Genomic DNA, 23864 nt, shown 5'->3' on the forward strand with positions numbered 1-23864 from the left:
CACTATGGCATTTCAAATGATTTTAAATTTTGTACTTGCCTTCGTCTGGATGTTCCTTTCCTCTAATTACACAGCAACTGGTTTTATCATTGGATTCATTATGGGAATATTTTTACTTATTCTCATGCGGAGGTTTTTCAAGTCTCGTCTTTATGTCTATCGATTATGGGCCCTTCTAAAATTAACGTTGTTGTTCTTTAAAGAGTTAATTTTAGCAAATGTTCAAGTGTTAAAAGTAGTGTTAAAGCCTAAGCTGGACATGCAACCTGCCTTTTTTGCTTATCCAACTGTTTTAACGCAAGACTGGGAAATCACGTTATTATCGAGTCTAATTACGTTAACACCAGGAACAGTCGTAGTGCATGTATCGGATGATGCGAAAACACTATATGTACATGCAATTGATATTAGCGATGTGGATGAAGCCATTGCTTCCATTCGAGATTCATTTGAAAAAGCAATTTTGGAGGTGAGTAAATCATGACAACATTTATTATTGCTGTAATCGTAGTGATTTGCTTATCGATGATAGCGGTCATTTATCGAATGGTAAAAGGTCCTTCCGCTTCTGACCGTGTTGTAGCTTTGGATTCACTTGGTGTTTCACTCATTTCCCTCATCGGACTATTTTCGATTTTAGTGGAAACAAGCTTCTTTCTTGAAATCATTTTATTGCTAGCAATCTTATCGTTTATCGGCACGATGGCTTTCTCTAAATTCATAGAGAAAGGAGATATCATTAAACGTGATAATTCTCGCTAATAGTTTAGTTATCTTTTTCATTACTGTTGGAGTACTCTTTATTGTCGTGACAGCCATTGGACTTGTCCGCTTACCTGATTTGTATACACGTGCCCATGCTGCTTCAAAAAGTGCAACTCTTGGCGTCATGTGTGTGCTAATCGGTGTATTCTTTCACTTTTGGCTAATTGAAGATCATTTCAACCCTCGTATTTTATTAGGGATATTATTCCTCTTCATCACTGGTCCTGTTGGAGGACACATTATGACGCGTTCTTCCTATATAGCTGGTGTTAAGCCATGGAAAGGAACAGTACGTGATGAATTAGGTCCTGAAATTGACAGAATGAAAAAGGAACAAGGTGTAAAATAAACAGTAAAAATCTGCCCGATTAATAATATCGAGCAGATTTTTTATTAAATATATCCTTTGTCAGTTAAAATATGCGTCAGCTGTTCCACACATTCTTCAATAGAATGCTGTTCTGTATCCAAAATAACTTCTGGGTTGATTGGTTCTTCGTATGGAGCACTAATCCCTGTGAAATTAGTAATTTCTGCATTCCTTGCTTTTTTATACAAACCTTTTGGATCTCTTTTTTCACATGTTTCTACTGAACACTTGACATAGACCTCTAAAAATTCGCCATCCTCTACAAGCTCACGGACTACCTGACGATCTTCCCGATAAGGCGAAATAAAAGCTGTTAGCACAATTTGACCGCTTTCTATAAATAGCTTAGAAACTTCACCTATTCGACGAATATTTTCTTTGCGCCCTGCCTCATCGAATCCTAAGTCACTATTCAAGCCATGGCGCACATTATCACCATCTAATACGAAGGCTTGATTGCTCCTTTCAAATAATCGACGGGCAAAGGCATTGGCCACGGATGATTTCCCTGAAGCCGATAAACCCGTAAACCATAAAATAAAGCTTTGATGTTTATTTTTTGAACGGCGTTCCTCTTTTGTAATGGAAGCTTCATGCCAAACAATGTTTGAACTCATTTCACTACCTCCTTACTCATACCTTTAATTAAAATGTCTACGACTTCTTTACGACTGAATGTACTTGGTGGTACTTCGCCATTTCGTAGCATCTCTCGTACCTTCGTTCCTGATAGAATGACATGAGCAGAGCTATCATGTGGACACGTTTTTGTCGTAGCCATGCCTTCACATTGCTGACAATAAAAGCTATGCTCAAATTTTAGTGGGACAATTCCTAATTCATCTTCAGTAAACTGTTCAAAAATCTTTTGTGCATCGTATGTGCCGTAATAATCACCAACCCCTGCATGATCACGGCCTACAATAAAATGGGTACAACCATAATTTTTTCTAACAAGGGCATGAAAAATAGCTTCCTTTGGTCCTGCATACCGCATTGCGGCTGGGAAAATACCTAATTGTACACGGCTTTCAGGATAATAGTTCTGCAATAAAACCTCATAGCTCTCCATACGTATAGCGGCTGATACATCATCTGACTTTGTTTCACCGACAAGTGGATTTAAAAATAACCCATCAATTGTTTCAAGTGCTGCCTTTTGAATATATTCATGCGCTCTATGGACTGGATTACGTGTTTGGAAGCCGACAATGGTTTTCCATCCCTTGTCAGCAAATAATTGGCGCGTTTCCACTGGGTCAAATGAATACGCAGGGAACTTTTGTGCAAGACGTTTAATTAATGTAATTTTTCCTCCAACATAAATGGCAGGACGATCAAAGAGCTTTTGAACGCCCGGATGTGCTAAATCCTCTGTCCCATATACAAGCAAAGCCTCTTTTCGTTTATTCGGTTCATAAATATCGGCTACTTCAATAACGCCATAAACTTCATTATCATAAACTAATTTCACCTCGTCACCAGGCTGTAAAGTGGCCGCTTTCTCTTTTGTAACAGGTAATGTAATCGGAATACTCCATACTATACCTGAAGCTAAACGACTTTGCTCCACGACCGACTCATAGTCTGCTTGTGTTAAAAAGCCTTCGATTGGGCTATAGCCCCCTACAGCGATTAGCTCTAAATCACTCAACGAAATCGCATCCAGCTCAATTTCCTTGTGAATAGTTGTGATCTCTTTTTCTGGATAAAATGCCTGCACAAGTAGCCCACCATGTGGTTGTAAACTCATTAAAATCTCCTCCTAATTCTGGTTAAATACTAAGTTTTATAGTTAAAATATAGTGATGATACGATTCAATTTAAATGCCTTCCCCTTCATCATAGATAGATTGCTCTTCTTCACGCATCATGCGCATCAGGCTAATGACCCCTAGCGTCCCTATGATAATACTGCCATTCAAAATAATGACATAAAGGTCTTTTTCTAAAAATAACTGCACTAAAAAATAAGAAATGACTAATGAAAAGATGGGTGATACAACCCAAATACGTATAATTTTTTTCACAATATGCTGATGGAAAATTTGCTTACCGTTTTTCGCCATCCCCATCCCGATGATGGAAGAAGAAGTTACTTGTGTTAATGGTACTGGAAGCCCAAAAATTGAGCTTACGCCAACAAGCAGTGCGCCTGTACTTGAAATGAGAATGCCTTCTGCCTTTTGAAAGCGCACAATTTTCTTACCGTTTGTTTCAAGCACTCGTTTACCAAGTAACATAGCACCTATTGCAACAAATGCACCGCCAAGCACAATGCCCGTTGTCACATCCATCATTCCTGCTCCTACCAGCGGTCCAACTGCATTGGCAACATTATTCATTCCCGCTGAAAATGCTTCGAAAAATCCAGCTAATACGAGAAGAACAGTTAAAATCGGACGATCTTTAAGCAGTCCTCTGTTTTGTAATTTATATAATAGCTTTCCACATACAAGAGCAATGACAAAGGCAACAAGCGGTACAATCACCCAAAATGATATGATGACGAGCAGCGAATTGACGAATAATACTTTATAAGCAATTCCTACACCAACGACAGCACCCACTGTTACTTCACTCGTTGATAAGGGGATGCCTAAAAGATTGGCGAAAAATAACGAACTTGTCGCAGAAATTAAGATAATGATGACAACCTTTACCGTAATATATTCCTGAGGCATAATGCCTGAGCTAATCGTTTTGACTACTTCTCCTCCGCCTAATACAGCTCCACTGTAGACGCCTATCGCACATAATAGCAATGCTTGCCACGCTTTTTTGATGGCACCTGCACCATAGGCAACACTCATTGAGGCGGCAGCTCCGCTTGCCCCGATGTTCATTGCAAAAAATAAACTAATAGCTATTGCAAAATATTCAAGCATGGCAGAACTCCTTTATTCATGTAACCCGCACTCGGTTTTACCAGAACCTTGCCACCTACCTGAACGTAAATCCTCCATCGTAAATGCCGGTTTCGTACAATGCTCACAGCCGATACTTGGATAGCCTTGATCATGTAACGGATTATATGGCAGACTGTGCTTTGAAACATAGCGCCAAATATCCTTCCAAGTCCAATGAATCAAAGGACAAACTTTAATCGATTTAAATTTATCGTCACGATTTAGAAAGTTTGTCTGTTGACGTGTTGGTGATTGCTCACGACGTAAGCCTGATATCCAAGCCTTTTTACCTGACAAGGCTTCGTGCAAAGGCTTTATCTTACGAATATCACAGCACTTATTTGGGTTAGATTTCCATAGTTCGTCACCATGTTGTGTAGCTTGTTGCTCTAGTGTAAGGGCTGGCTTTTTCATGACAATGTTGAGTTGTGGATATTTTTCTTTGACTTTATTAATGGTTTCATAGGTTTCTTTAAAATGTACATCTGTATCTAAAAAAACAATCGTAGCGTTAGGCTTTACCTTTGAAATGAGATCAATTAAGACAATGCCCTCAATACCAAAGCTACATGCATAGACGATTTCATCTCCATATTGTTGATAGCTCCACTGTAAAACCTCTAGTGCAGCCTTATACAAATCATCGACCTGAAAATCAATGATCGGTTCTTGCCAATTTTCGTAAGTTAACATCGAATCCCCCTCATAGCAAAAAGGCGTTCTAACACAAGACACAGGAAAACAGGTCTTTGTTAAAACGCCTCTAGTTTGACTAGCCAGCTCTTTATATAATGATTGTTCACTAGTAGTTGCTACCTCGTACCACAATCATTCTTCTTATTACCAAATATATACTAGTGTACACCAAGCAGTCAACTAGGTTTTTTGAATATCTTTTTCATACACCCACTTTTTTCGGTTCTTTGTTGCATATGATGAGTGGTATCTAGGGACACCCTTATTAATTTTCGAAATAAATAATCTTTTTCTTAATTCCTTGTTGACTAATAGGAAATATATGTTTAACGTATTATTAAAGCTTTGACCTAAATAAAAAAGCGCTGATCAGAGGATCTGAAGGCCATCTACCCATGTTGTCATTTCATTGTGGGTGATGGCTTTTTGCATTCTTTAGACAGAAAAGGGGCGAATTAATTATGAAAAAAAGGAGCTATGTTCTCCAATCATTGGCATTACTAACTATTCTAACGCTTAGTTTAACTGGCTGTGGAAGTGCCAGCTCGGATGAAAAAGGAAGTGGTCAAGAAGACAAAAAGTCTGTAGAGCTACTAAATGTCTCCTATGACCCAACACGCGAACTTTACGATGAGTTCAACAAAGATTTTATAAAGAACTGGAAGGATGAAACCGGCCAAGATGTCACAATTAATCAATCACATGGTGGATCCGGCAAACAAGGACGTGCAGTTATTGATGGTCTTGAAGCCGACGTTGTAACCCTCGCACTCGCTTACGATATTGATGAAATTGCTCAAACACGCGAGCTGTTGAATAAAGATTGGCAAACTGAGTTTGATAATAATTCCACTCCCTATACATCGACAATTGTTTTTTTAGTACGCAAAGGGAATCCAAAAAACATACAAGATTGGGATGATCTGATTCAAGACGACGTGTCTGTCATTACGCCTAATCCCAAAACATCTGGTGGTGCACGTTGGAACTATTTAGCTGCTTGGGCATATGCCGGAAAGTTATATAACAATGATGAAACAAAAATAAAAGAATTTATGAAATCACTTTATAGCAATGTCGAAGTACTTGACTCTGGCGCTCGTGGGGCAACAACAACATTCGTAGAACGCAAAATTGGAGATGTCTTAATTGCGTGGGAGAATGAAGCATACCTCTCTCTCAATGAATTAGGTAAGGATGAGTTTGAAATCATCACGCCTTCATTAAGCATTTTAGCAGAGCCACCCGTTGCCGTTGTAGACAAAATCGTAGATAAAAAAGGGACACGTGAAGTCGCTGAAGCTTACTTACAGCATTTATATAGTGATATTGGGCAAGAAATTGCGGCGAAAAATTATTATCGACCACGTAATGAAACGATTTTAGAAAAATATAAAGAGCAATTCCCTCAGCTTGAACTTGTTTCCATTGATGATTTCGGCGGCTGGGCAGAAGCACAAGCAACCCATTTTAAAGATGGTGGTACCTTCGATGATATATACGTACCACAATAAGGAGCGTTTTGATGAGTAGTTTAATCATTCCTAAAAAATCGCGTCGAATTATTCCAGGCTTTCATTTATCTCTTGGGTATACGATGCTATACGTTAGTTTACTAGTGTTACTACCACTTTCGATGATTTTCATTCATACCATGTCCTTAAGCTGGTCAGCATTTATCGATATCATTACAGATCCTCGTGCTGTTGCTTCCTATAAAGTGAGCTTCAGCACTGCGCTGATCGCAGGCTTACTAAATGTGATTTTCGGTACGATTATTGCATGGGTACTCGTTCGCTATCAATTTCCCTTTAAACGAATCATTGATGGGCTTGTAGACTTACCCTTTGCATTACCTACTGCTGTCGCTGGTATTGCTTTAACATCTCTCTATGCGCCAAATGGTTGGATCGGTCAATTTTTTGATTTTAAAATTGCCTTTACACCTCTTGGCATCATTATTGCTTTAACCTTTATCGGGCTACCCTTTGTTGTACGTACGGTCCAGCCTGTCTTACAAAATATTAGTGCTGAGGTCGAAGAAGCTTCGGCAAGCCTTGGTGCTAATCGTTTACAAACCTTTCGTAAAGTCATCTTACCAGAGCTAGTACCAGCTATTTTAACTGGCTTTTCCTTGGCCTTTGCTCGTGCTTTAGGTGAATATGGCTCCGTTGTTTTTATTGCAGGAAATATGCCGATGAAAACGGAAATTACCCCATTAATTATTATGACAAAGCTTGAGCAATATGATTATGCGGGGGCAACAGCGATAGCTGTTGTCATGCTTGTGACATCCTTTATCTTGTTGTTCACTATTAACTTGATACAATGGCTAGCCAATCGTCGGTTTGTACATTAGGAGGTACTATATGGAACAATCAACTTTTATTCAGCAGGCTAGTACAGAAAAAAATAAAGCAGCCACACAGTCTGCTGCCCTACAGGAGCCTCGTATTATTCGCTATACGTTAATATTTATTGCTTTAGCTTTTTTAGCTTTCTTTATCGTACTACCTTTAGTATCTATTTTTATTACAGCCTTTCAAAAAGGAGTCGACGTTTACTTTGCTGCGATTACACATCCAGATGCATTAGCTGCTATTAAGCTTACATTAATCGTCGTAGCTATTACTGTACCACTCAATGCGATCTTTGGCGTAATGGCTGCATGGGCACTCACAAAGTTTAATTTTAAAGGGAAAAATCTATTACTTACCATGGTAGATTTACCTTTTGCCGTTTCCCCTGTTATCGCAGGTTTAGTGTTTATTTTATTGTTTGGCTCACAGGGACTGTTTGGTGAGTGGTTGTTTGCACATGATATTAAAATTGTTTTTGCACTTCCTGGCATTGTCCTTGCCACAATTTTCGTCACATTGCCCTTTGTTGCACGTGAATTAATACCGCTGATGCAGACCCAAGGCACATCTGAGGAGGAAGCGTCCATTTCATTAGGGGCAAGTGGCTTTAAAACTTTTTGGTATGTCACGTTACCCAATATTAAATGGGGATTGTTCTATGGTTTGATTTTATGTAATGCACGAGCCATCGGAGAATTCGGAGCCGTCTCTGTTGTATCCGGCCATATTCGTGGCATGACTAATACGATGCCGCTTCATATTGAAATTCTCTACAATGAGTATCAATTTGCAGCAGCCTTTGCAGTTGCTTCCTTAATGAGCGTTATGGCCATCTTTACATTAATTGTGAAGGACATTATTGCTTGGAAATCAAAATCTAGTTAAAAGGAGATGGTCTCAATGAGTATACAAATTCAAAACGTATCCAAAAAATATGGTTCCTTTCAGGCACTAGAGGATATATCCATACATATTCAGTCTGGGGAGCTAGTAGCACTGCTTGGCCCTTCTGGATCAGGAAAAACCTCTTTGTTACGTGTGATTGCTGGGCTTGAAACAAGTGATGTCGGCAACATTTTATTTGATGGGCAATCCATAACAGATCGACACCCAAAGGAACGCAATGTGGGCTTTGTCTTTCAACATTATGCGCTTTTTCGTCATATGACGGTCTTTGACAATGTAGCTTATGGGCTGAAGGTCCGCCCTCGAAAAAGCAGACCTTCAAAACAAGAAATCAAAGATAAAGTGATGGAGTTATTGCGACTTGTGAAACTTGAAAATTTCTCTGATCGGTATCCAACGCAGCTTTCAGGTGGACAACGACAACGTGTAGCACTGGCAAGAGCGCTTGCCGTAGAGCCAAAGGTACTGTTACTAGATGAACCATTTGGAGCTCTGGATGCAAAAGTACGTAAGGAGTTACGTCGCTGGCTCCGAAAGTTGCACGATGAATTTCATATTACAAGTATTTTTGTCACTCATGACCAGGAGGAAGCTCTCGATGTTGCAGATCGCATTGTCGTTATGAACAATGGCAAAATCGAGCAAATTGGCAGTCCAGACGAGGTCTATACAAATCCAAAAAGTCCATTTGTCTATGACTTCTTGGGCAATGTCAATCTATTTAAGGGTCGCTTACATAATGGTAAGCTCATGCATGGCGAAGTTGCACTTGATGTACCTGATGCCCTAACACATTCAGATGACAATGCGATAGGCTATGTACGTCCTCATGATATTCAGATTGAGAAAACAAGTATTTCAGGTACAGTTCCTGTTAAAATCAGCCATATTCATTTGCTAGGACCTATCGTCCAAATTGAGCTACGCCGTGAGGATCTTGATGAATTTTTAGAGGCTGAGTTATCAAAAGAACAATATCATCTTCTTCAACTGAAAGTGGGCGACCAAGTATTTGTAAAGCCGAAACAATTAAAGGTGTTTATTCCTGAAGATTATTCTATATAAAAAAACCATGTAGCAAAGAAAAATTTGCTACATGGTTTTTATTTTTAATGAAATTCTCTTCCATCATAAACAGCTGTGACATACCCTGCACGAATGACAAAGTCTCCAAAATGCTCGCCCTCTAAACGTTCCTTTGAAAAATGCAAAAGAATTGGTCGTAGCTCTGCTAAAATTTCCTCTTCACCAATATTTTCACGATAGATTTTATTTAAGCGATTGCCTGTAAAACTTGCACCAAGGTACATATTGTATTTCCCTGGCCCTTTGCCAATAAAGCCGATTTCACCCATTGCTGCACGTGAACAGCCATTTGGACAACCAGACATACGAATAACAATTTCTGTTTCATTTAAGCCAGCCTCATCAATAATGGTATCAATTTTTGTTATAAGAGAGGGTAAATAGCGTTCTGCTTCTGCCATGGCTAAGCCACATGTCGGTAACGAGACACAGGCAATGGAATTACGACGTAAAGCAGAGTAATGCGCACCGTCTGTTAGTTTGTATTGTTCAATAAGTGTATTAATTTTTTTCTTTTTCTGAGGTGTTACATTGCTAATCATTAAGTTTTGGTTCGGTGTTAAACGAAAATCGCCCGTATGCACCTTGGCTATTTCACGTAATCCTGTTAACAACTGATAATCTTCAAAATCTTTTAAACGACCATTTTGAATAAATAACGTATAATGCCAATGACCATCTGCCCCTTTAATCCAGCCAAATTCATCACCAGTACGCTCAAATGTATAGGGACGAGCATGCTGAATTTCCCAGCCTAGACGACGCGTTAATTCTTCTTGGAACCATTCAAGTCCTCTCGCATCGATTGTGTATTTAAATCGTGCATTTTTACGGACAGAGCGATTCCCATAATCACGTTGGATCGTAATTATTTTTTCTGCAGTTTCCAGTAATTTATCTGGCGTTATAAAGCCAATTTCACGAGCAAGCTGTGGATAGGTTTCATGATCACCATGCGTCATGCCCATGCCTCCACCAACCGCTACATTAAAGCCAATAAGCTGATTATCTTCAACGATGGCAATCAGTCCAATATCTTGCGAAAAAACATCCACATCATTACTCGGTGGAATCGCAATCCCAATTTTAAATTTACGTGGCAAATATTGAGCTCCGTAAATCGGTTCAATTTCTACATCCTGACTATCTACTACCTTTTCTCCATCCAACCACAATTCATGATAAGCGCGTGTTCGTGGCAGTAAATGCTCACTTAGTTTAGCAGACCAATTATAAACCTCTTCATGTAATGCAGATTGATTGGGATTGACATTACACATCACATTACGGTTTACATCCCCACAGGCCGCAAGAGAATCCAATAGCACATCATTGATTTCCTGCATATATTTTTTGACATTCCATTTTAAAATGCCATGTACTTGAAATGCTTGACGTGTTGTTAATTTTAAAGAGCCATTGCCATACTTTCTAGCCATTTCATCCATCACAAGCCATTGTGATGGTGTGGCTGCTCCACCTGGTGTTCGTACACGCACCATAAATTGATAAGCTGGTTCTAGCTTTTGTCGCTGACGTTCATTACGAAGATCTCGATCATCCTGTAAGTAACTACCATGGAATTTCATTAAGCGATTATCATCCTCTGGAATACCAGAGCTTAATGGATTATTCATGGTACGTTCGAGCGTTCCACGTAGGTAATTACTTTCGGTCTTAATACGCTCTACATCACTTGGTTTCCCAGGCTGTGGAGGTAAAACTATTTTCTCTGTCATTCTTTATCGCTCCTTTAATCCATTACATCTCAGTTTATGGCGCATATCTGAGGCTGCGCTTGCTAGCAAAGATATAAGCTCCTGAATAGGAAAGGTTTTCTACCACTTCTATGGGAATTTGTGCTGAATTCAGTTAATAAACGTCACGTTGGTAGCGTTTTTGCTGTTTTAATTCATTCACATAGGCTTTTGCTTCCTCTGTTGTTTTCTGCCCTTGCTGCTCAATGATTCGATGAATAGTTGCATCCACATCAGATGCCATTGATTTTTCATCACCACATACATAAATGACTGCCCCCTGCTCTAGCCATTCATAAAAACTTGCCGCATTTTCTAGCAATTTATGTTGAACATAGACTTTTTTGTCAGTGTCACGTGAAAAGGCTACATGCATGTGACTTAACGTGCCATCAGCAAGCCAACGTTGCCAATCCGTTTGATAGAGGAAATCCGTAACAAAATGCTGATCACCAAAGATGAGCCATGCTTTCCCCTCAATTCCTAACTCTTCTCGCTCCTCTAGAAAAGCTCGATATGGTGCAACACCTGTGCCTGCACCAATCATAATAATTGGTGTTTCATTATTCTCTGGCAACCTGAAATTCGGGTTTTTATGAACATAGATTGGTAATGTATCACCAATTTGAATGCGTTCTGCCACACTTCCAGAGCAAACACCAAGACGTTGTCTACCAGCTGTCTCATAGCTTACCTTACCAATCGTTAAATGAACCTCTTCGCTATTGGCCTTTTGGCTACTAGCAATAGAATAAAGTCGCGCTGGAATTTTACGTAGCAACTCTACAAACTGCTGTGCACTCCAAGTAAATGGTGTAAACGCCTCTACTAGATCCAGTAAGTCTCTTCCTTTTGCATAGTCCTTCCATGCATTTGGTTCTTCAAATAGCTTAGAAAATTCTTTATGCTCTGTATAAGCAGCAATTTTCTCGAGTAACGGCTTAGATAACACCGTAATTTCTAATTTTTTCTGTAGTGCATCTTTTATCGATATTGTTTCATCAAAAACAGTCACTTCTGTCTCTGAATCGAATTGAAGTGCTGTCAGCAATGCATTGACTAATTGCTCATCGTTCTCGGGCAGAATACCAATGCTATCTCCAGGTTCAAATTGGAAATTAGCTCCCTCAATAGATAATTCAAGATGACGCGTCTCTTTGTTTGAGCCACGACCATTTAGGTTCATATTTTCAAGTACTTCAGCGTAAAATGGATTTTTTCTTGAATATGTAGATGCTTCAAGTACTTGCGCGCCTTCATTCTGAGCTGAAGTAGACGTTCCTGAAGTTGTCTGCTGAAGAAATTCCTGTTGAACCGCAGAAAACCACTGTGCAGCTGCGTCATCATAATCCACATCACAATCAATTCGGGGAGCCATTCTTGTTGCCCCTAATTTTGCAAATTGCTCATCGAAGTCCTTACCTGTCTTACAGAAAAATTCATAGGAGCTATCCCCTAAGGCAAGGACTGAATACTGTAGGTGCTCTAGTTTAGGCGCACGTTTGCTATGCAAAAATTCATAGAATTGAATCGCTTGATCTGGTGGATCTCCCTCTCCATGTGTACTCACAATAAGTAATAGATTGTTAATCTTTTTTAAATTACTTGCTTTAAATTTCCCTAATGATGAGACAGTTACATCTACCTGTTGTGCTTTTAAAGCTGCTGCATATTTTTCAGCTAACCCTTGACTATTGCCTGTTTGGGAACCATATAAAATTGTTATTGTTTTTGTAACAGGTTGGGCTGCTGGTGGTGCCTGTTCAACAATTGCTTCAAGTGTTGCTTGTGGTGCACTTAAATAGCCGTTTAGCCAAATTTTTTGTTCAATGGTTAATTTAGGGAGAAGCTCGTTTAATAACTTCACCTGCTCTTCATTAAATGGACTGTTTATTACTTGCAATTTCAATCTTTGCCACCTCACGAATCATCATCATTTCATATTATTAAAATTATCGAAGCCTTATTTTTTCCTTTTTTTCAATCTGAACCACGTAAGAATTTTGAACAATCAATGTAATTGATCCGTGGCTCACAGTATTTAACATTTGGCGGACATTATCTAATGCTAGATTTACATTTTCAGTCCTTTTATCTACCATTACGAAACACCTTCCTCTTTAAAATGTAGTAATTTATCAATACGTTCCACTAACACTGTTTTTACATTGGCGTCATAGCCTAAGCTTTCACATAACATGATGTTTTGGCTATCAAAGCCTTGTAATCGCTTGGCAATACTTTGTCTTAAAATGCCTGTAAATAATAAATAAGGGACAATAAAAACTTGCTGTTGCTTTCCTTTATCTTGCTGTAGCCAGTCTTCAAAGGTTGGTCCCATTCCATATAAGAAGCATGTATCAACTGCTTTATAGTGATATTTAGCACGTAGCCTTTTGGCGATTTTCGCCAAATCCCTCTTGACGGCTGGATCACTACTCCCACGTCCGATGAGTAAAACACTTGCATTGCTGTTAGGTTGCTGTTTTTCTATTATTCTAGCTTGTAACGTGTCAATTAATCGTTCATGTATGCCAAGGGGCTCCCCATATGTAAACTTTACATAGGGATATTGTTTTTGAGCTTTAGCCATTTCTTTTGGAATATCTTGCTTTGCGTGTTGAGCAGCTAGTAGTAGAATAGGCATCACGGCAATCGCTGTTGCCCCTTTTTGAATACAGCTAGCAATGCCTTCTGCAATAGTCGGTGTTGCAAGCTCCAAAAAGCATATTTCCTGAATGGCTACATCCACTTCTTGTTGAACACCTTGAAGAAAGGTTACGGCTTGCTCTACCCCTTCCTTAACACGACTGCCATGTGCAATATATAAAATAGCCTGCATGATTCCACAACCTTATCCCGTTATTTGGATTGGCTGCGCTGGGCTTTGCTCAAACCACTGAATGGTTTCTCTTAGGGTCACAACCTTCCCTACTAATATGATGCTAGGGTTTTGAATATTTTCTGTACGCACGATTTCCTCAATTGTAGCTAAAGTACCCGTAACAGTTCTTTGCTTAGTAGAAACTGTTCCCCAATGAATAACAGCCACAGGCGTTTGCTCATCACGACCATATTTGAGTAATTGTTGACGGATATACGGTAGATTACCAACCCCCATATAAATGGCAATCGTATCAATCCCTTTTGCAAGACTTTCCCAACGTATAGCATCTTCTTTCCCGTCCTGCATATGCCCAGTAACCATAGCAAAGCTTGAGCCTAAGTCACGATGTGTGACAGGAATACCTGCATATGCTGGGGCTGCTATACCTGACGTAATACCAGGTACAATTTCAAAGGGAATTTGATGCTTCGCTAACACATCTGCTTCCTCTGCCCCTCTTCCAAAAACAAATGGGTCTCCTCCTTTTAATCTTGTGACGACATATCCTTGCTGAGCATAATCAACAAGTGTTTGGTTAATTTGCTCCTGAATCATGGCATGTTGCTGTGGCAACTTCCCGCAAAAGATTAATTTAGTGTCTTTCTTGGCATAGGCTAATAGCTCTTTATTAATGAGTCTGTCATATAAAATGACGTCCGCACATTCAATACAACGTAATCCTTTGATCGTAATGAGGTCAACATCTCCAGGACCTGCACCGACGATATAAACTTTCCCCATTCTATTTCACTCCTTCTATCAATTACGCCTCATTGTTATGGCTTCCAGATTTTTTCGATTTTGCTCGAAAAGGCCCTCCCTATAGAAGCGAGATACTTCTATACCCGACGCTTTGCTTTCAGTACAAAAAACATTTACTAAATGAAGATAAAGAAAAAAGGCCAATATTATCCTTAGGCACAAAAATGCCTATGAACAATAAAAGCCTCTAGTTTGCTAGTCAGCCACATATTTAATTCTTAGTAATATAATAAGAATAATAAATAATTTAGTATATTCTGTCAACACCCAATTTGCCACTTCGTAAGACACAATAAAAAACCAGCTGCCGATTTCAAGACCGACAACTGGTTGATCAGTTTATGTGCTTACCATGGTCTACGATAGCGCGGACCTGGTCTAAAATTTGGACCCGGTGGATATGGTCGATAGTTTGGATAATATGGATTGTAAGGATATTGATTAAATTGAGAGCCCAGGAAACTGCCTAAAAACCCACCAAAAAACGGTGCGCCAAATGGCCAAATAAAGCCGCCAAATCCTCCGCCTGGATAACCTCCGAAATTGCGCATATGCTACCTCCCCTTTTTACTCTATCGTATGTAGGAAGATACATCTATCATATGTAGAATGCCTATTCTATCGGGATTAGTGCATAAATCACAAAAAATCAGCGAGAATAGACTCTCGCTGATTGACAAGCTTTATTATTTTTCTTCCCCTAAACGTTGGACAAAATTCGCAAGCGTACGTACCATAACTCCTGTACCACCTTTAGGTCCTAAATCATGAACAGCTACTGCATCAGATGTGCCAGCAATATCTAGGTGAATCCACGGTGTATCACCAACGAATTCGCCTACAAAGCCTCCGCCGAAAATCATATGTCCATCACGACCTGGAGAGTTATTTAAATCAGCTACATCTGATTTACGAATTCGTTTTTTATCATTCTCTGTTAAAGGCATACGCCAAACAAATTCATCTGTCTCTTTTGCGGCTTCCATAAATGCTTCAAAAAATGCATCATCATTTGCAAGAGCACCTGTTTTATCCATACCTAGCGCAGTAATAACGCCTCCAGTTAAAGTCGCAACATCGATCAGTGATGTAGCCCCTTGCTGTTTAGCATATGTAGTTGCATCTGCCAGAACTAAACGCCCTTCTGCATCCGTATTTAATACTTCTACCGTTTTCCCACTGTACGTCGTAATCACATCATCTGGTTTAAACGCTGTATCAGACACCATATTATCTGTAGAACCGATAACGGCTACAACATTTTTATTTGGACGTAATTCACCGATAATTTTCATCGCACCAAGCACAGCAGCAGCGCCACCCATATCACCCTTCATACCAACCATGGAATCCTTTGGTTTTAAAGAATAGCCGCCTGTATCATACGTTACACCCTTACCAACAAGGCCAATCGGATCTTCAAAATCTTCAGTCGCTTTATATTTTAAGGTAATTAATCGTGGTTCTTCATAAGAGCCTTGGTTAACACTTAAAATACCACCCATACCTAGTTCCTCTAATTGGGCTTTATCTAAAATTTCTACTTCTAAATCATATTCCACAGCTAGAGATTGTGCATAATTAGCTAAATCCGTTGCTGTTAGTAGATTTGGCGGTAAATTAATTAAGCTACGAGCTTCATTGACAGCATCTGCATAAATTACACCTACTTCAAAGCTTGCCACCACTTCATCTAAATCCTCTGCTGTTGTCACAAGATGAACCGCATCAATACGTTTATCTACCTCGTTCGAAGTAGTTTTGTAATGTGGAACAGCATAATAGCCAAGGCCAATTCCTTCACCTGCTAAAAATGCTACATCTGCTGTTGAAATTGACTCTGTTGTAAATGATTCAACCCAAATGGAATACTCTTTCACTTTTAAAGATCTTAATTCTTTCCCTACTAAACCAAATGCTGCGCGAATATCACCTTCTGTTAGGTTTTTACGCTCATCCAAGCCTACAAATACAATACGTTTGAGGTTGGCATGGTCTTTCACAAATGGTAATTTTGTTAGTTTCTTTAATTCCGTTGAGACGTCCCCACCACTAATCCAAGTATCAATGGCCTCACCGTAAAATGATGAAAAGCTTGCCCAGTCCTGCATTTGTTCACGATGTTTTGTGACTCCCACCACTAATAGTTCAGTAGAAATCGTTTCAAATGTTTTTGCTTCTTTTACAATATGCATGTAAATTCCTCCATTCCATATACTATTATAACGAAGTTTCTGAAAAGCGCGTAATATTTGCCTATATCTTCTTTTAGAAAATAATGAATGTTATAATAAAAGCAATTATTTGCGAAGGTTGTGATGAAATTGAGTTTACTCCAAAATACCCCATTACTAATTGCCCTCTTTGCGGTTCTCTTTGCGCAGTTTGTTAAAATCCCCATCCATTTTTTAATGACCAGACAAGTAAAATGGGGCCTTTTTACCTCAACGGGCGGAATGCCTAGTTCTCACTCCGCTTCTGTCACTGGACTGGCAACCTCTATTGCGTATGAGACGGGTTTGGAATCCCCCATTTTTGCGGTAGCCGCTATGTTTTCCATTATCGTTATGTACGATGCCAGTGGTGTTCGTTACCAGGCAGGGCAGCATGCAGCGATATTAAATCAACTGCGTAAGGATTTCCAAACAGTGCTCCATGATTTAAAAAAATGGCCACAGATGGATGGGCAAGAGAAAATGGAGGAATTAAAAACATTATTAGGCCATAAACGAAGTGAGGTATTTTTTGGGGCTCTCACAGGTATTTTTATCGCCATCATAACCTACGAGTTTTTCATCTAACAGACATAAACACATCCTCTAGAGGGAGGTTGTGTTTTTTTGTATAAAAAAAGTATTCTTCCTTCAATTGAAAGAAGAATACTAAGCACGTTAGAACATTCGATATCCACTTTTTCGTAAATAAATCATGACGATACCCGCCACAATAGAGCCCGCAAAGCCACCTGATAAAATAGCAATATCTACAAACTGAAGTGCCTGTAATTTATCGATTAATGCTGGGAAGGCAGAGCCTGGCTTAAAAATATAATCTAAGAAGCTTACTTCATCTACAATAAAGATGACAACAATTGGATACACAATTGCCATTAACCATGTCATACGTAACAGCATATTTAACAAGAATCCGATACCAAAGAACATGACGAAAAATAACAATATAGAAATGATTAACTGTACTAATGAAACTGGACCATCCATGTATGTATAACCTCCGTTTTCCTCTCATTAGTTTACATGATTACGACACCGCTTTCAATGAACATATCCTTGTTTTCGCTTGTTCGTCATATTTCGGAAAATCATTAATCGATCATCTGCAATTGATCTTTAAATTTAGGGGTATTTGCTTTCTTCGCGGGTATTCACTTCTCCTTCGCGGATATCCTCCCTCCTTCCGCGAGTATTCGCTTCTCTTTCGCGGGTATTCTCCCTCCTTCCGCGGGTATTCGCTTCTCCTTCGCGGGTATTCTCTATTTTCAAGTTAAATAAATGCTTTTTTCATCAAAAAAACTATTGAAGACAAGTGCTTATCTTCAATAGTTTCTACTATTTTATGAGGTTGATTGAGCTAATAAAAACTTCGGTGATCTCCAAAGCTGTGCCCATTTTTTAAATGCTATCAGTACAATTAATAAGCCAAGCATTAGCATGAAAAAGTTTGACGTATTTTGAAGCGTTTACTTAAACCACCTGTAATAAAGCCCGCAAGAATCGTTGAAACACCACAGGCTATTGCTGTAAAACCGCCGAGTGTGATGCGATGAATACCTGCAATAATACCTACACACACACCAACAAGTGGTCCGCCAAAAATCCCTGCTATGGCCACACCGATTAACCTTGTATTGGCAATCGCCTCTTCTGCATTAATCGTACTATGTATCATCTGATTTAAAGGATGGATGGTCCCACTTTCAATTTTAATCCCTGTATAGCTGCTGATAATACATAGGCTACTAAAAATAATGATGAGCCATATTTTCTCTTTCATTCCTTGCTCCTGAAACAGCTTTTCTCGAAAGAGTCGCCATCTTGACATTAAAAAGGCAAACACAATGATCAGCCCAACTCGCTCTAACATAAATAAAAATAGCTCCATCAAAGATCACCTCCTAAAGTCATATCATTTTTTAAAGAATAAACGATAAGAGGTATAGCCAAAAATATCACCTGGATTAATCCCTTCTATCGCTTCTAATTGATGTCTTTCAAATTGATTGGATGCCATTTCCTTTAACATCACTGATGTTGATTCATCTTGGGCTAGCTCCTGAGGATACAACCATTTGGCTTCTAAAATTTCTTTTTCTTGAATACATACCTGCTGCTGCTCATCTAGCATACGACAATAAAAAATGGCCATATTATCACTGATGTCATCACGGATGACACCTGTTCTAAATCCAATTAAGCCCGAGACTCTACAATCGATGCCTGTTTCTTCTTTGATTTCACGAATGACCGCCTCATCCACCGTTTCACCCGCATTAACAAATCCTGCTGGCAATGACCAACGCCCCTTCAAGCCGCTGTAAGCCTTTTTCACAACCAACCATTGCCCAAGCTCATTAACCGTAACACCTGATACGCCTAACCATATTTTCCCTCGATCTTTTTTCATAACCCTCACCTCTATCTACCTATTATACCCGCTTGCTTTCACTGGAATGAAGCATTTATTCAGAATTTTACAGCTAATCGACAGTGAAAATGCTTCTTTCATTCAACCTCAATGAAAGAAGCATTTGTAGACTGTCTGCAATTTCATCAAATACTGTTATAAAAAGTTGTTGGGAGTTCCATTAAAGTAGATGAATTTTAAAATAGTTGCTATCAAACAGGAAAATAAAAAGAAAAAAGCTCCTTTCATTCATCATGTTTTGCAACATCATCAATCAAAGAAGCCTATTATTGTTAGCCCATTATTCGAATGGAATTTATTTAATTTTATTCACAAACCTCAGGCGTTCCTTCACGTTTTGCTGTTTTGAATGAAGTACCGCAGCCACATGATGCAATGGCGTTTGGATTATCGATGGTGAATTGAACGGTATACTAACCGGAAGCATGAACGCCTACTGTACGTACTTTTTATCGATATTTGAATACGACGTATTTTGCAATACCTACGTATTGTTAAAACGATAGATTACTTTCTTACATTATATATGTAGACGTACTAGAATCGCAAGTAACTATTTAATAGACCTGGCTGTTAACGTTGAAAGTAACGCATGTTGCTGCTTTATCACTTCATCTTTATGAGCGATTTCACTTTCTAACATCGCACAATTTTCACAACCCGCATCTTGAACGTCTATATCGTAAAACTTCTTTATAGCCTTTTTAACTGCGTCTCTCATAAAAACGGTACCTGATACTCTATGTTTAGCATACGTCATAGCATCGACTTCCAATTCATTAAATAGAACACTATTTCCCATAGGTTGCGAGAATGTACCGAGAAAATATTGAAACGTTTCTCTGTACCTAGCAATAGTCGATATACTTACACCCAACATCTTCGCTAATTCTGTCTGATTAATTAATTTTTCATCCATAGATTGTGCCCCCTTTCTTCCGAAACACGCGCGCGATATGGTCGGTAATTACTCGTTAACAATTCGAACTATACACCACCTAATTAAAATACGCAACCCTCGTAAACCCGCGTCACTACTGCGTTAATTACGTTTTCTGTAATTTATAACGTTTAAGGTTATTTCCTATTAATTGGATTGCGTCAGTTTTACGTCAGACGATTCCACACGCACAACTACCCGTTCCAACAATTCTCGATGTGTCTGACAGCGCTGAATATAGCAGATTACATTGACTACCGTCTTTAAAAATGAAATTTATTTTGTGTGTGTCATAGAGAGGCGGGATATGATTGACGGCCGTTGGGAAGTTTCTTTATTCATTTAACGCAACTTCGACGCAATGTATATCGATAGAATATTTATTCATTACAGCTTCCCAAAATTATAATTATGTAAACTAGAATAACATATAAAACATTGGTAAATCAACGTTTCTCTACTTATCCGAAAGTAACGTTTATGCATTATTTTATACACAACGTTCAAAGCAGTATCTACACATGGTTACGTTATGTAACTGTAACAGTCCGATTGATTACAAATGCATAAAAGACAACGTTCATTCACATTGTTTTGACCCCCGATTTTAGAACGCTTCGTCCGCCCGAACCCTCTGCCTGATGTATTCGGATATGTACGCAATCATATCGCTATGACCACCGATTTAATACCGAATATCCGCACTAGTCCGATACTTACACACAATAAAAGACCGAGCATACAAGCGATCTATTGCGCTCATACACTCGGTCATGGTCTTTCTATTCGTTTATATCTTCTTCCTCTACCTTAGCGATAATACGAGCGATGTCATCATCTGTAACTCGCGCTTGTATCATCGGTTGTTGACTGCTAACTTCAAGCTTCGACGACTTACTATAAACGCCAGCCATTTCGAGTAACATTTCGATAGCTCTGATTGACGGCGTTCCCGTAATACTGCCGTCTGCTAACTGTTGCAAACGTGTGATTGCCATTGGAATAGCAGAGCCGGCGCTCATCTGTACACTATCCCTTACATAGCGTTGAAATTCCGGCATAGCTCGATAGCGAATAAGCGTATCCTCGTCTATTCCCAATTCAGCGGCGATTTGCTTATAAGGCTTGCGCTTGCTGCCTCGTTTCTTAAATGTCATATCGTTAATCATAACTGCTTGTGCTGCTTTGATTTGATGTGGCTTTAAGTCGTAGTTTTCAGCGTCCGGTAAAGTCGGTTGCATGAAAGCCTCACTCTCCAACACCTCTGCAGGCTCATATTGTTCCTCGATTACTTTGATTTCGTTTGCCATATCGTTATTTCCTCCCGTTTCTTATTAAAATCCTCGTCCAATCATGCGGCCAGTACGGTCGCGAGTTGTTGTCGGAGTTATCGGACCATACATCCAGTCTGGTTTCGGTATAATCCTAGCTTCTCTTTTTTTAGCGCTTGAAAACGCCATTTCTATTGCATCAAGTAAATCCACTGTAACTGCGTTTGGATAGTCTTGTAATTCTCGATACACTTCTTTATGATCGCGATTAAGAATCAAGGAATGGTTGGCAAGTGGCACTTCTAGCGATTCAATACGACTTGCCTTCGACTTAGTACCATGCGTTTTAATCGTACTCAAACGTGTATGATAAATTGAGTTATGACGCATCGAATCGGCTAATTGTTCAGCGTAAGCTCTATATGCTCCAATCCCTTCAACCACGCATTTATCCGGTTTATATTCGACCATTCGCGGCAAGATTTCCATGATAAACACGGACGGTACTTGTCGACTTGCATAGACATCGATTACGAATACAAGACCACTTTCCCTATGACGTCCTAGCGTCACATATGCGTTAAGTGCTGATCGATTATTCCCCGCAAGCGCTGGATCCCAACATGAGACCTTATCCATATCGCGTAAGTAATAATACTTGTCGTTGTATTCGATTGCGTCCAGGTGATATTGTCCATCGAAAACTCTGCGCCCGTAAGCATATTCCTCCGGACTGAAATGTTGCTCATCGCTTGCGAAGGATTGATTCATATACTCCGAAGCGAATGCTCGACTACCAATGGACGCCTTAACATGCATTAACTCGCGATATGTCCAACGGTTAGACCATGCTAACTCAATGCCCGACTCGAGTTCATCTCGATTTTTCTCGTAAAACTCGTCTAACTCATCGTCTGTCGCTTCGCCTGTGTACATATGCAAATAATCTGACCAGAGATGCGGATTATCTGGTTCATTGATGACTGCAGCATGGAAAAGCTTCCTATATTCACGGCGATCAAGTAAATTCGATAATAAGCCGGATGCTGTAATTTTTGTTCCTACGAATACAATTACTCCATCTGCTGATGGTAACGGCTCGACAACTGAGTTCCACCAGTGAATAAGTTTCTGGCGTTGTTCTTCCGTAGCTTCATTGTTTAATGAGGAAATATCATCCGCCAAAAGAAGCGTCGGGCGAATCCCGTTGAACGTTTTACCCCTCAACGATTTCCCCGCCGATGATGCCTCTACTAATTGCTTTTTAGTAGTGATGAAAGTGTCCTCGTTATCGCGTTCGTTCTTATTTGACTGTTTGTAAAGCAGCTCCCCGAAGTCCTCACGTAAACGCTCGTTGTACTTCAATTGGTTAGCAATGGACGCGACTAACCGTTTAGCTAGCGTATCTGTTTCTGAAATGATTAAGATATAATCACCTTGACCGTTAGTGTTATAACAAAGACTGTGCAGAGCCTTTATCGTTGAGATTACAGAACTTTTAGCATGCCCCCTCGGCGAAGCGATAACAAAGCGATTGTTCTTACGTTTAGTGATCTCGTCGCATATATCGTAAAAATCACGGTGAATGGCTGCCATTTCATCGATGGATTCATGTGGCTGATGCTCTGAATAATGCCGAATAATATTACCGGCCTCATTGTTTGGATTGCGTTCATCCGAAAAGTATTGATACGCAAAGTGCGCTACATCATACTCACCTTTAATAATCGATTCCAGACGCTCACTTTCGCGATCCATCGCTACGAGTTGCGATTGTTCCTGGCTTGTTAATCCGCCTTTGCCTGCTTTCTTAGCCAACGCATAGACAGCGCGTCGTAGCTGTGTTAAACGTGCTTTACGTTCGCTCATATTCATTAGTTAGTACCTCCTGCAATCAATAAATCAGCGACCTCATCGCGAGCATCAGCTGCAACACGAAGATGTTCTGCGTCACCTGTTACATGGAACATAATCGCTGATGAGACTAAATTGCGTGCTGTAGTCGTTTCTGGCGTTTCTGCCATCTGATTTAGTGCCATTAAATCCTCTTGTAAGGCCGCAATCGCTTCTCCGTCTACGAAGCCTAATGCCGTTGTAAAGGCAGCTAAAATCGTATGTTGTTGAATAGTCTTTAAGTTAGTTTTCTCCATGCTAATCCCCCTTAGAAATATAAAAAGACAAGCGCCAATGCGCCTGCCTTCTTCGTCATTCATCCGATAACGATAATACATATAGTTGTTGCTGATGTTCTGCTTCGAAAACTAACACACGAACGCCTACTTTCAGCTTATTCTCGTATTCAATAGTCGCGACTTGACCGTTTATCCTCACCGTTTCAGTGTAAGGCAATAATTGCGGATTGCACACGAGAAAAGGATCAGGCGTATCAATTGTGTCACCGTCCAGGAGAATACTAATTGGATTCTCACTCGTAACGGTTGCTATCTTTAGAGTACCGCCAAGATTATATCCCACGGCCTGCATTATCCC

Annotated in this window: 27 protein-coding genes and 1 pseudogene; 8 read left to right on the plus strand and 20 right to left on the minus strand. The window is 39.6% G+C overall.

Annotation, left to right across the window (positions count from 1 at the left end; genetic code table 11):
- Nucleotides 1-4: 4 nt before the first annotated feature.
- The 3 genes from JTI58_RS03320 to mnhG are packed head-to-tail and all read left to right on the plus strand — an operon-like array spanning nucleotide 5 to nucleotide 1114.
- Complete coding sequence (locus JTI58_RS03320) at nucleotides 5-484, plus strand: Na+/H+ antiporter subunit E (protein WP_205445195.1); 480 nt, start codon at nucleotides 5-7, stop codon at nucleotides 482-484.
- On the plus strand, nucleotides 481-762 hold the full coding sequence (locus JTI58_RS03325; RefSeq protein WP_004228375.1) for a Na(+)/H(+) antiporter subunit F1: 282 nt from the start codon (nucleotides 481-483) through the stop codon (nucleotides 760-762). Before JTI58_RS03320 ends, JTI58_RS03325 begins: the two co-directional genes overlap by 4 nt.
- Nucleotides 746-1114 (plus strand): monovalent cation/H(+) antiporter subunit G, encoded by a 369-nt coding sequence (mnhG, locus tag JTI58_RS03330; protein WP_205445197.1) that lies wholly within the window; start codon nucleotides 746-748, stop codon nucleotides 1112-1114. Before JTI58_RS03325 ends, mnhG begins: the two co-directional genes overlap by 17 nt.
- 44 nt (nucleotides 1115-1158) lie before the next feature.
- Here mnhG and cysC read toward each other — a convergent pair whose 3' ends face one another.
- The 4 genes from cysC to JTI58_RS03350 all read right to left on the minus strand — a co-directional run bounded on the left by cysC (nucleotide 1159) and on the right by JTI58_RS03350 (nucleotide 4737).
- Complete coding sequence (gene cysC, locus JTI58_RS03335; RefSeq protein ID WP_205445198.1) at nucleotides 1159-1752, minus strand: adenylyl-sulfate kinase; 594 nt, start codon at nucleotides 1750-1752, stop codon at nucleotides 1159-1161.
- Nucleotides 1749-2888, minus strand: a complete 1140-nt coding sequence (gene sat / locus JTI58_RS03340) for a sulfate adenylyltransferase (protein WP_205445200.1) — start codon at nucleotides 2886-2888, stop codon at nucleotides 1749-1751. The genes cysC and sat overlap by 4 nt, the downstream gene beginning before the upstream one ends.
- Before the next feature lie 70 nt (nucleotides 2889-2958).
- Nucleotides 2959-4023: a sulfate permease gene (locus JTI58_RS03345; RefSeq protein ID WP_205445202.1), complete on the minus strand. Its 1065-nt coding sequence runs from the start codon at nucleotides 4021-4023 to the stop codon at nucleotides 2959-2961.
- Between the two features lie 12 nt (nucleotides 4024-4035).
- Nucleotides 4036-4737, minus strand: a complete 702-nt coding sequence (locus tag JTI58_RS03350) for a phosphoadenylyl-sulfate reductase (RefSeq protein WP_205445203.1) — start codon at nucleotides 4735-4737, stop codon at nucleotides 4036-4038.
- A gap of 464 nt (nucleotides 4738-5201) precedes the next feature.
- Between JTI58_RS03350 and JTI58_RS03355 the strand changes: the two genes are divergently transcribed.
- Genes JTI58_RS03355 through JTI58_RS03370 form a run of 4 tightly spaced genes read left to right on the plus strand, consistent with a single transcriptional unit; the run spans nucleotide 5202 to nucleotide 9071 of the window.
- A complete protein-coding gene (locus JTI58_RS03355; protein WP_205445206.1) occupies nucleotides 5202-6254 on the plus strand; it encodes a sulfate ABC transporter substrate-binding protein in 1053 nt (350 codons plus the stop codon).
- Nucleotides 6255-6265: 11 nt separating this feature from the next.
- Nucleotides 6266-7099 (plus strand): sulfate ABC transporter permease subunit CysT, encoded by an 834-nt coding sequence (gene cysT, locus JTI58_RS03360; protein WP_205445207.1) that lies wholly within the window; start codon nucleotides 6266-6268, stop codon nucleotides 7097-7099.
- A 10-nt stretch (nucleotides 7100-7109) separates the two neighbouring features.
- Nucleotides 7110-7985, plus strand: a complete 876-nt coding sequence (gene cysW / locus JTI58_RS03365; protein WP_205445209.1) for a sulfate ABC transporter permease subunit CysW — start codon at nucleotides 7110-7112, stop codon at nucleotides 7983-7985.
- 15 nt (nucleotides 7986-8000) lie between these two features.
- On the plus strand, nucleotides 8001-9071 hold the full coding sequence (locus tag JTI58_RS03370) for a sulfate/molybdate ABC transporter ATP-binding protein (RefSeq protein ID WP_205445210.1): 1071 nt from the start codon (nucleotides 8001-8003) through the stop codon (nucleotides 9069-9071).
- A gap of 44 nt (nucleotides 9072-9115) precedes the next feature.
- On the opposite strand, the gene cysI is transcribed toward JTI58_RS03370, so the two are convergent.
- The 7 genes from cysI to JTI58_RS03405 all read right to left on the minus strand — a co-directional run bounded on the left by cysI (nucleotide 9116) and on the right by JTI58_RS03405 (nucleotide 16693).
- On the minus strand, nucleotides 9116-10831 hold the full coding sequence (gene cysI, locus JTI58_RS03375; protein WP_205445212.1) for an assimilatory sulfite reductase (NADPH) hemoprotein subunit: 1716 nt from the start codon (nucleotides 10829-10831) through the stop codon (nucleotides 9116-9118).
- A 133-nt stretch (nucleotides 10832-10964) separates the two neighbouring features.
- A complete protein-coding gene (locus JTI58_RS03380) occupies nucleotides 10965-12758 on the minus strand; it encodes an assimilatory sulfite reductase (NADPH) flavoprotein subunit (protein ID WP_205445214.1) in 1794 nt (597 codons plus the stop codon).
- Between the two features lie 43 nt (nucleotides 12759-12801).
- Nucleotides 12802-12951: a YezD family protein gene (locus tag JTI58_RS25015; RefSeq protein ID WP_205445216.1), complete on the minus strand. Its 150-nt coding sequence runs from the start codon at nucleotides 12949-12951 to the stop codon at nucleotides 12802-12804.
- Nucleotides 12951-13691 carry a sirohydrochlorin chelatase gene (locus tag JTI58_RS03390; protein ID WP_205445218.1) on the minus strand — a complete coding sequence of 247 codons (741 nt, stop codon included), beginning with the start codon at nucleotides 13689-13691 and terminating at the stop codon, nucleotides 12951-12953. The genes JTI58_RS25015 and JTI58_RS03390 overlap by 1 nt, the downstream gene beginning before the upstream one ends.
- A 12-nt stretch (nucleotides 13692-13703) precedes the next feature.
- Nucleotides 13704-14477, minus strand: a complete 774-nt coding sequence (cobA, locus tag JTI58_RS03395; RefSeq protein WP_205445220.1) for a uroporphyrinogen-III C-methyltransferase — start codon at nucleotides 14475-14477, stop codon at nucleotides 13704-13706.
- Between the two features lie 368 nt (nucleotides 14478-14845).
- Nucleotides 14846-15049, minus strand: a complete 204-nt coding sequence (locus tag JTI58_RS03400) for a uroporphyrin-III methyltransferase (protein WP_205445221.1) — start codon at nucleotides 15047-15049, stop codon at nucleotides 14846-14848.
- Nucleotides 15050-15184: 135 nt separating this feature from the next.
- The gene (locus JTI58_RS03405) at nucleotides 15185-16693 is read right to left on the minus strand and encodes a leucyl aminopeptidase (protein WP_205445223.1); all 1509 of its coding nucleotides are present in this window, start codon (nucleotides 16691-16693) and stop codon (nucleotides 15185-15187) included.
- Nucleotides 16694-16816: 123 nt separating this feature from the next.
- Here JTI58_RS03405 and JTI58_RS03410 point away from each other — a divergent pair, with 123 nt between their 5' ends.
- Nucleotides 16817-17299 carry a divergent PAP2 family protein gene (locus JTI58_RS03410; RefSeq protein ID WP_205445225.1) on the plus strand — a complete coding sequence of 161 codons (483 nt, stop codon included), beginning with the start codon at nucleotides 16817-16819 and terminating at the stop codon, nucleotides 17297-17299.
- Between the two features lie 90 nt (nucleotides 17300-17389).
- Here the strand turns inward: JTI58_RS03410 and JTI58_RS03415 are convergent, their stop codons facing one another.
- From JTI58_RS03415 to JTI58_RS03455, 9 genes and pseudogenes are all read right to left on the minus strand, one after another.
- The gene (locus JTI58_RS03415) at nucleotides 17390-17719 is read right to left on the minus strand and encodes a YuiB family protein (protein ID WP_004228336.1); all 330 of its coding nucleotides are present in this window, start codon (nucleotides 17717-17719) and stop codon (nucleotides 17390-17392) included.
- Nucleotides 17720-18164: 445 nt separating this feature from the next.
- Nucleotides 18165-18620 carry a LytS/YhcK type 5TM receptor domain-containing protein gene (locus JTI58_RS03420; protein WP_243456296.1) on the minus strand — a complete coding sequence of 152 codons (456 nt, stop codon included), beginning with the start codon at nucleotides 18618-18620 and terminating at the stop codon, nucleotides 18165-18167.
- Nucleotides 18621-18644: 24 nt separating this feature from the next.
- Nucleotides 18645-19142 (minus strand): NUDIX hydrolase, encoded by a 498-nt coding sequence (locus JTI58_RS03425; protein ID WP_205445226.1) that lies wholly within the window; start codon nucleotides 19140-19142, stop codon nucleotides 18645-18647.
- Between the two features lie 326 nt (nucleotides 19143-19468).
- Nucleotides 19469-19564: pseudogene (locus tag JTI58_RS03430) on the minus strand (iron-sulfur cluster assembly accessory protein); the annotation flags it as partial.
- Nucleotides 19565-19716: 152 nt separating this feature from the next.
- Complete coding sequence (locus JTI58_RS03435; protein ID WP_205445228.1) at nucleotides 19717-20082, minus strand: helix-turn-helix transcriptional regulator; 366 nt, start codon at nucleotides 20080-20082, stop codon at nucleotides 19717-19719.
- An 803-nt stretch (nucleotides 20083-20885) separates the two neighbouring features.
- Nucleotides 20886-21413 carry a phBC6A51 family helix-turn-helix protein gene (locus JTI58_RS03440; protein ID WP_036124879.1) on the minus strand — a complete coding sequence of 176 codons (528 nt, stop codon included), beginning with the start codon at nucleotides 21411-21413 and terminating at the stop codon, nucleotides 20886-20888.
- Nucleotides 21414-21437: 24 nt separating this feature from the next.
- Nucleotides 21438-23249 (minus strand): hypothetical protein, encoded by a 1812-nt coding sequence (locus tag JTI58_RS03445; protein ID WP_205445230.1) that lies wholly within the window; start codon nucleotides 23247-23249, stop codon nucleotides 21438-21440.
- Entirely contained in the window at nucleotides 23249-23524 is a 276-nt protein-coding gene (locus tag JTI58_RS03450; protein WP_205445231.1) for a hypothetical protein, read from the minus strand. The genes JTI58_RS03445 and JTI58_RS03450 overlap by 1 nt, the downstream gene beginning before the upstream one ends.
- A gap of 55 nt (nucleotides 23525-23579) precedes the next feature.
- On the minus strand, nucleotides 23580-23858 hold the full coding sequence (locus JTI58_RS03455) for a DUF2577 family protein (RefSeq protein ID WP_205445233.1): 279 nt from the start codon (nucleotides 23856-23858) through the stop codon (nucleotides 23580-23582).
- Nucleotides 23859-23864: the final 6 nt, after the last annotated feature.

Source organism: Lysinibacillus fusiformis, assembly GCF_016925635.1.
Classification (GTDB): domain Bacteria; phylum Bacillota; class Bacilli; order Bacillales_A; family Planococcaceae; genus Lysinibacillus; species Lysinibacillus fusiformis_F.

Excerpts from the sequence above, each read along its gene's own strand:
- JTI58_RS03390 (WP_205445218.1), bottom strand. The coding sequence starts at position 13,691 with ATGCAGGCTATTTTATATATTGCACATGGCAGTCGTGTTAAGGAAGGG.
- JTI58_RS03355 (WP_205445206.1), top strand. The coding sequence starts at position 5,202 with ATGAAAAAAAGGAGCTATGTTCTCCAATCATTGGCATTACTAACTATT.
- JTI58_RS03325 (WP_004228375.1), top strand. The coding sequence starts at position 481 with ATGACAACATTTATTATTGCTGTAATCGTAGTGATTTGCTTATCGATG.
- JTI58_RS03320 (WP_205445195.1), top strand. The coding sequence starts at position 5 with ATGGCATTTCAAATGATTTTAAATTTTGTACTTGCCTTCGTCTGGATG.
- JTI58_RS03405 (WP_205445223.1), bottom strand. The coding sequence starts at position 16,693 with ATGCATATTGTAAAAGAAGCAAAAACATTTGAAACGATTTCTACTGAA.
- JTI58_RS03410 (WP_205445225.1), top strand. The coding sequence starts at position 16,817 with ATGAAATTGAGTTTACTCCAAAATACCCCATTACTAATTGCCCTCTTT.
- cysI (WP_205445212.1), bottom strand. The coding sequence starts at position 10,831 with ATGACAGAGAAAATAGTTTTACCTCCACAGCCTGGGAAACCAAGTGAT.
- sat (WP_205445200.1), bottom strand. The coding sequence starts at position 2,888 with ATGAGTTTACAACCACATGGTGGGCTACTTGTGCAGGCATTTTATCCA.
- cysT (WP_205445207.1), top strand. The coding sequence starts at position 6,266 with ATGAGTAGTTTAATCATTCCTAAAAAATCGCGTCGAATTATTCCAGGC.
- JTI58_RS03440 (WP_036124879.1), bottom strand. The coding sequence starts at position 21,413 with ATGGCAAACGAAATCAAAGTAATCGAGGAACAATATGAGCCTGCAGAG.
- JTI58_RS03435 (WP_205445228.1), bottom strand. The coding sequence starts at position 20,082 with ATGGATGAAAAATTAATTAATCAGACAGAATTAGCGAAGATGTTGGGT.
- JTI58_RS03345 (WP_205445202.1), bottom strand. The coding sequence starts at position 4,023 with ATGCTTGAATATTTTGCAATAGCTATTAGTTTATTTTTTGCAATGAAC.
- JTI58_RS03400 (WP_205445221.1), bottom strand. The coding sequence starts at position 15,049 with ATGCGCAATTTCGGAGGTTATCCAGGCGGAGGATTTGGCGGCTTTATT.
- cysC (WP_205445198.1), bottom strand. The coding sequence starts at position 1,752 with ATGAGTTCAAACATTGTTTGGCATGAAGCTTCCATTACAAAAGAGGAA.
- cysW (WP_205445209.1), top strand. The coding sequence starts at position 7,110 with ATGGAACAATCAACTTTTATTCAGCAGGCTAGTACAGAAAAAAATAAA.
- JTI58_RS03425 (WP_205445226.1), bottom strand. The coding sequence starts at position 19,142 with ATGAAAAAAGATCGAGGGAAAATATGGTTAGGCGTATCAGGTGTTACG.
- JTI58_RS03415 (WP_004228336.1), bottom strand. The coding sequence starts at position 17,719 with ATGGATGGTCCAGTTTCATTAGTACAGTTAATCATTTCTATATTGTTA.
- JTI58_RS03445 (WP_205445230.1), bottom strand. The coding sequence starts at position 23,249 with ATGAATATGAGCGAACGTAAAGCACGTTTAACACAGCTACGACGCGCT.
- JTI58_RS03370 (WP_205445210.1), top strand. The coding sequence starts at position 8,001 with ATGAGTATACAAATTCAAAACGTATCCAAAAAATATGGTTCCTTTCAG.
- JTI58_RS03350 (WP_205445203.1), bottom strand. The coding sequence starts at position 4,737 with ATGTTAACTTACGAAAATTGGCAAGAACCGATCATTGATTTTCAGGTC.
- JTI58_RS03420 (WP_243456296.1), bottom strand. The coding sequence starts at position 18,620 with ATGGAGCTATTTTTATTTATGTTAGAGCGAGTTGGGCTGATCATTGTG.
- JTI58_RS03455 (WP_205445233.1), bottom strand. The coding sequence starts at position 23,858 with ATGCAGGCCGTGGGATATAATCTTGGCGGTACTCTAAAGATAGCAACC.
- JTI58_RS25015 (WP_205445216.1), bottom strand. The coding sequence starts at position 12,951 with ATGGTAGATAAAAGGACTGAAAATGTAAATCTAGCATTAGATAATGTC.
- cobA (WP_205445220.1), bottom strand. The coding sequence starts at position 14,477 with ATGGGGAAAGTTTATATCGTCGGTGCAGGTCCTGGAGATGTTGACCTC.
- JTI58_RS03450 (WP_205445231.1), bottom strand. The coding sequence starts at position 23,524 with ATGGAGAAAACTAACTTAAAGACTATTCAACAACATACGATTTTAGCT.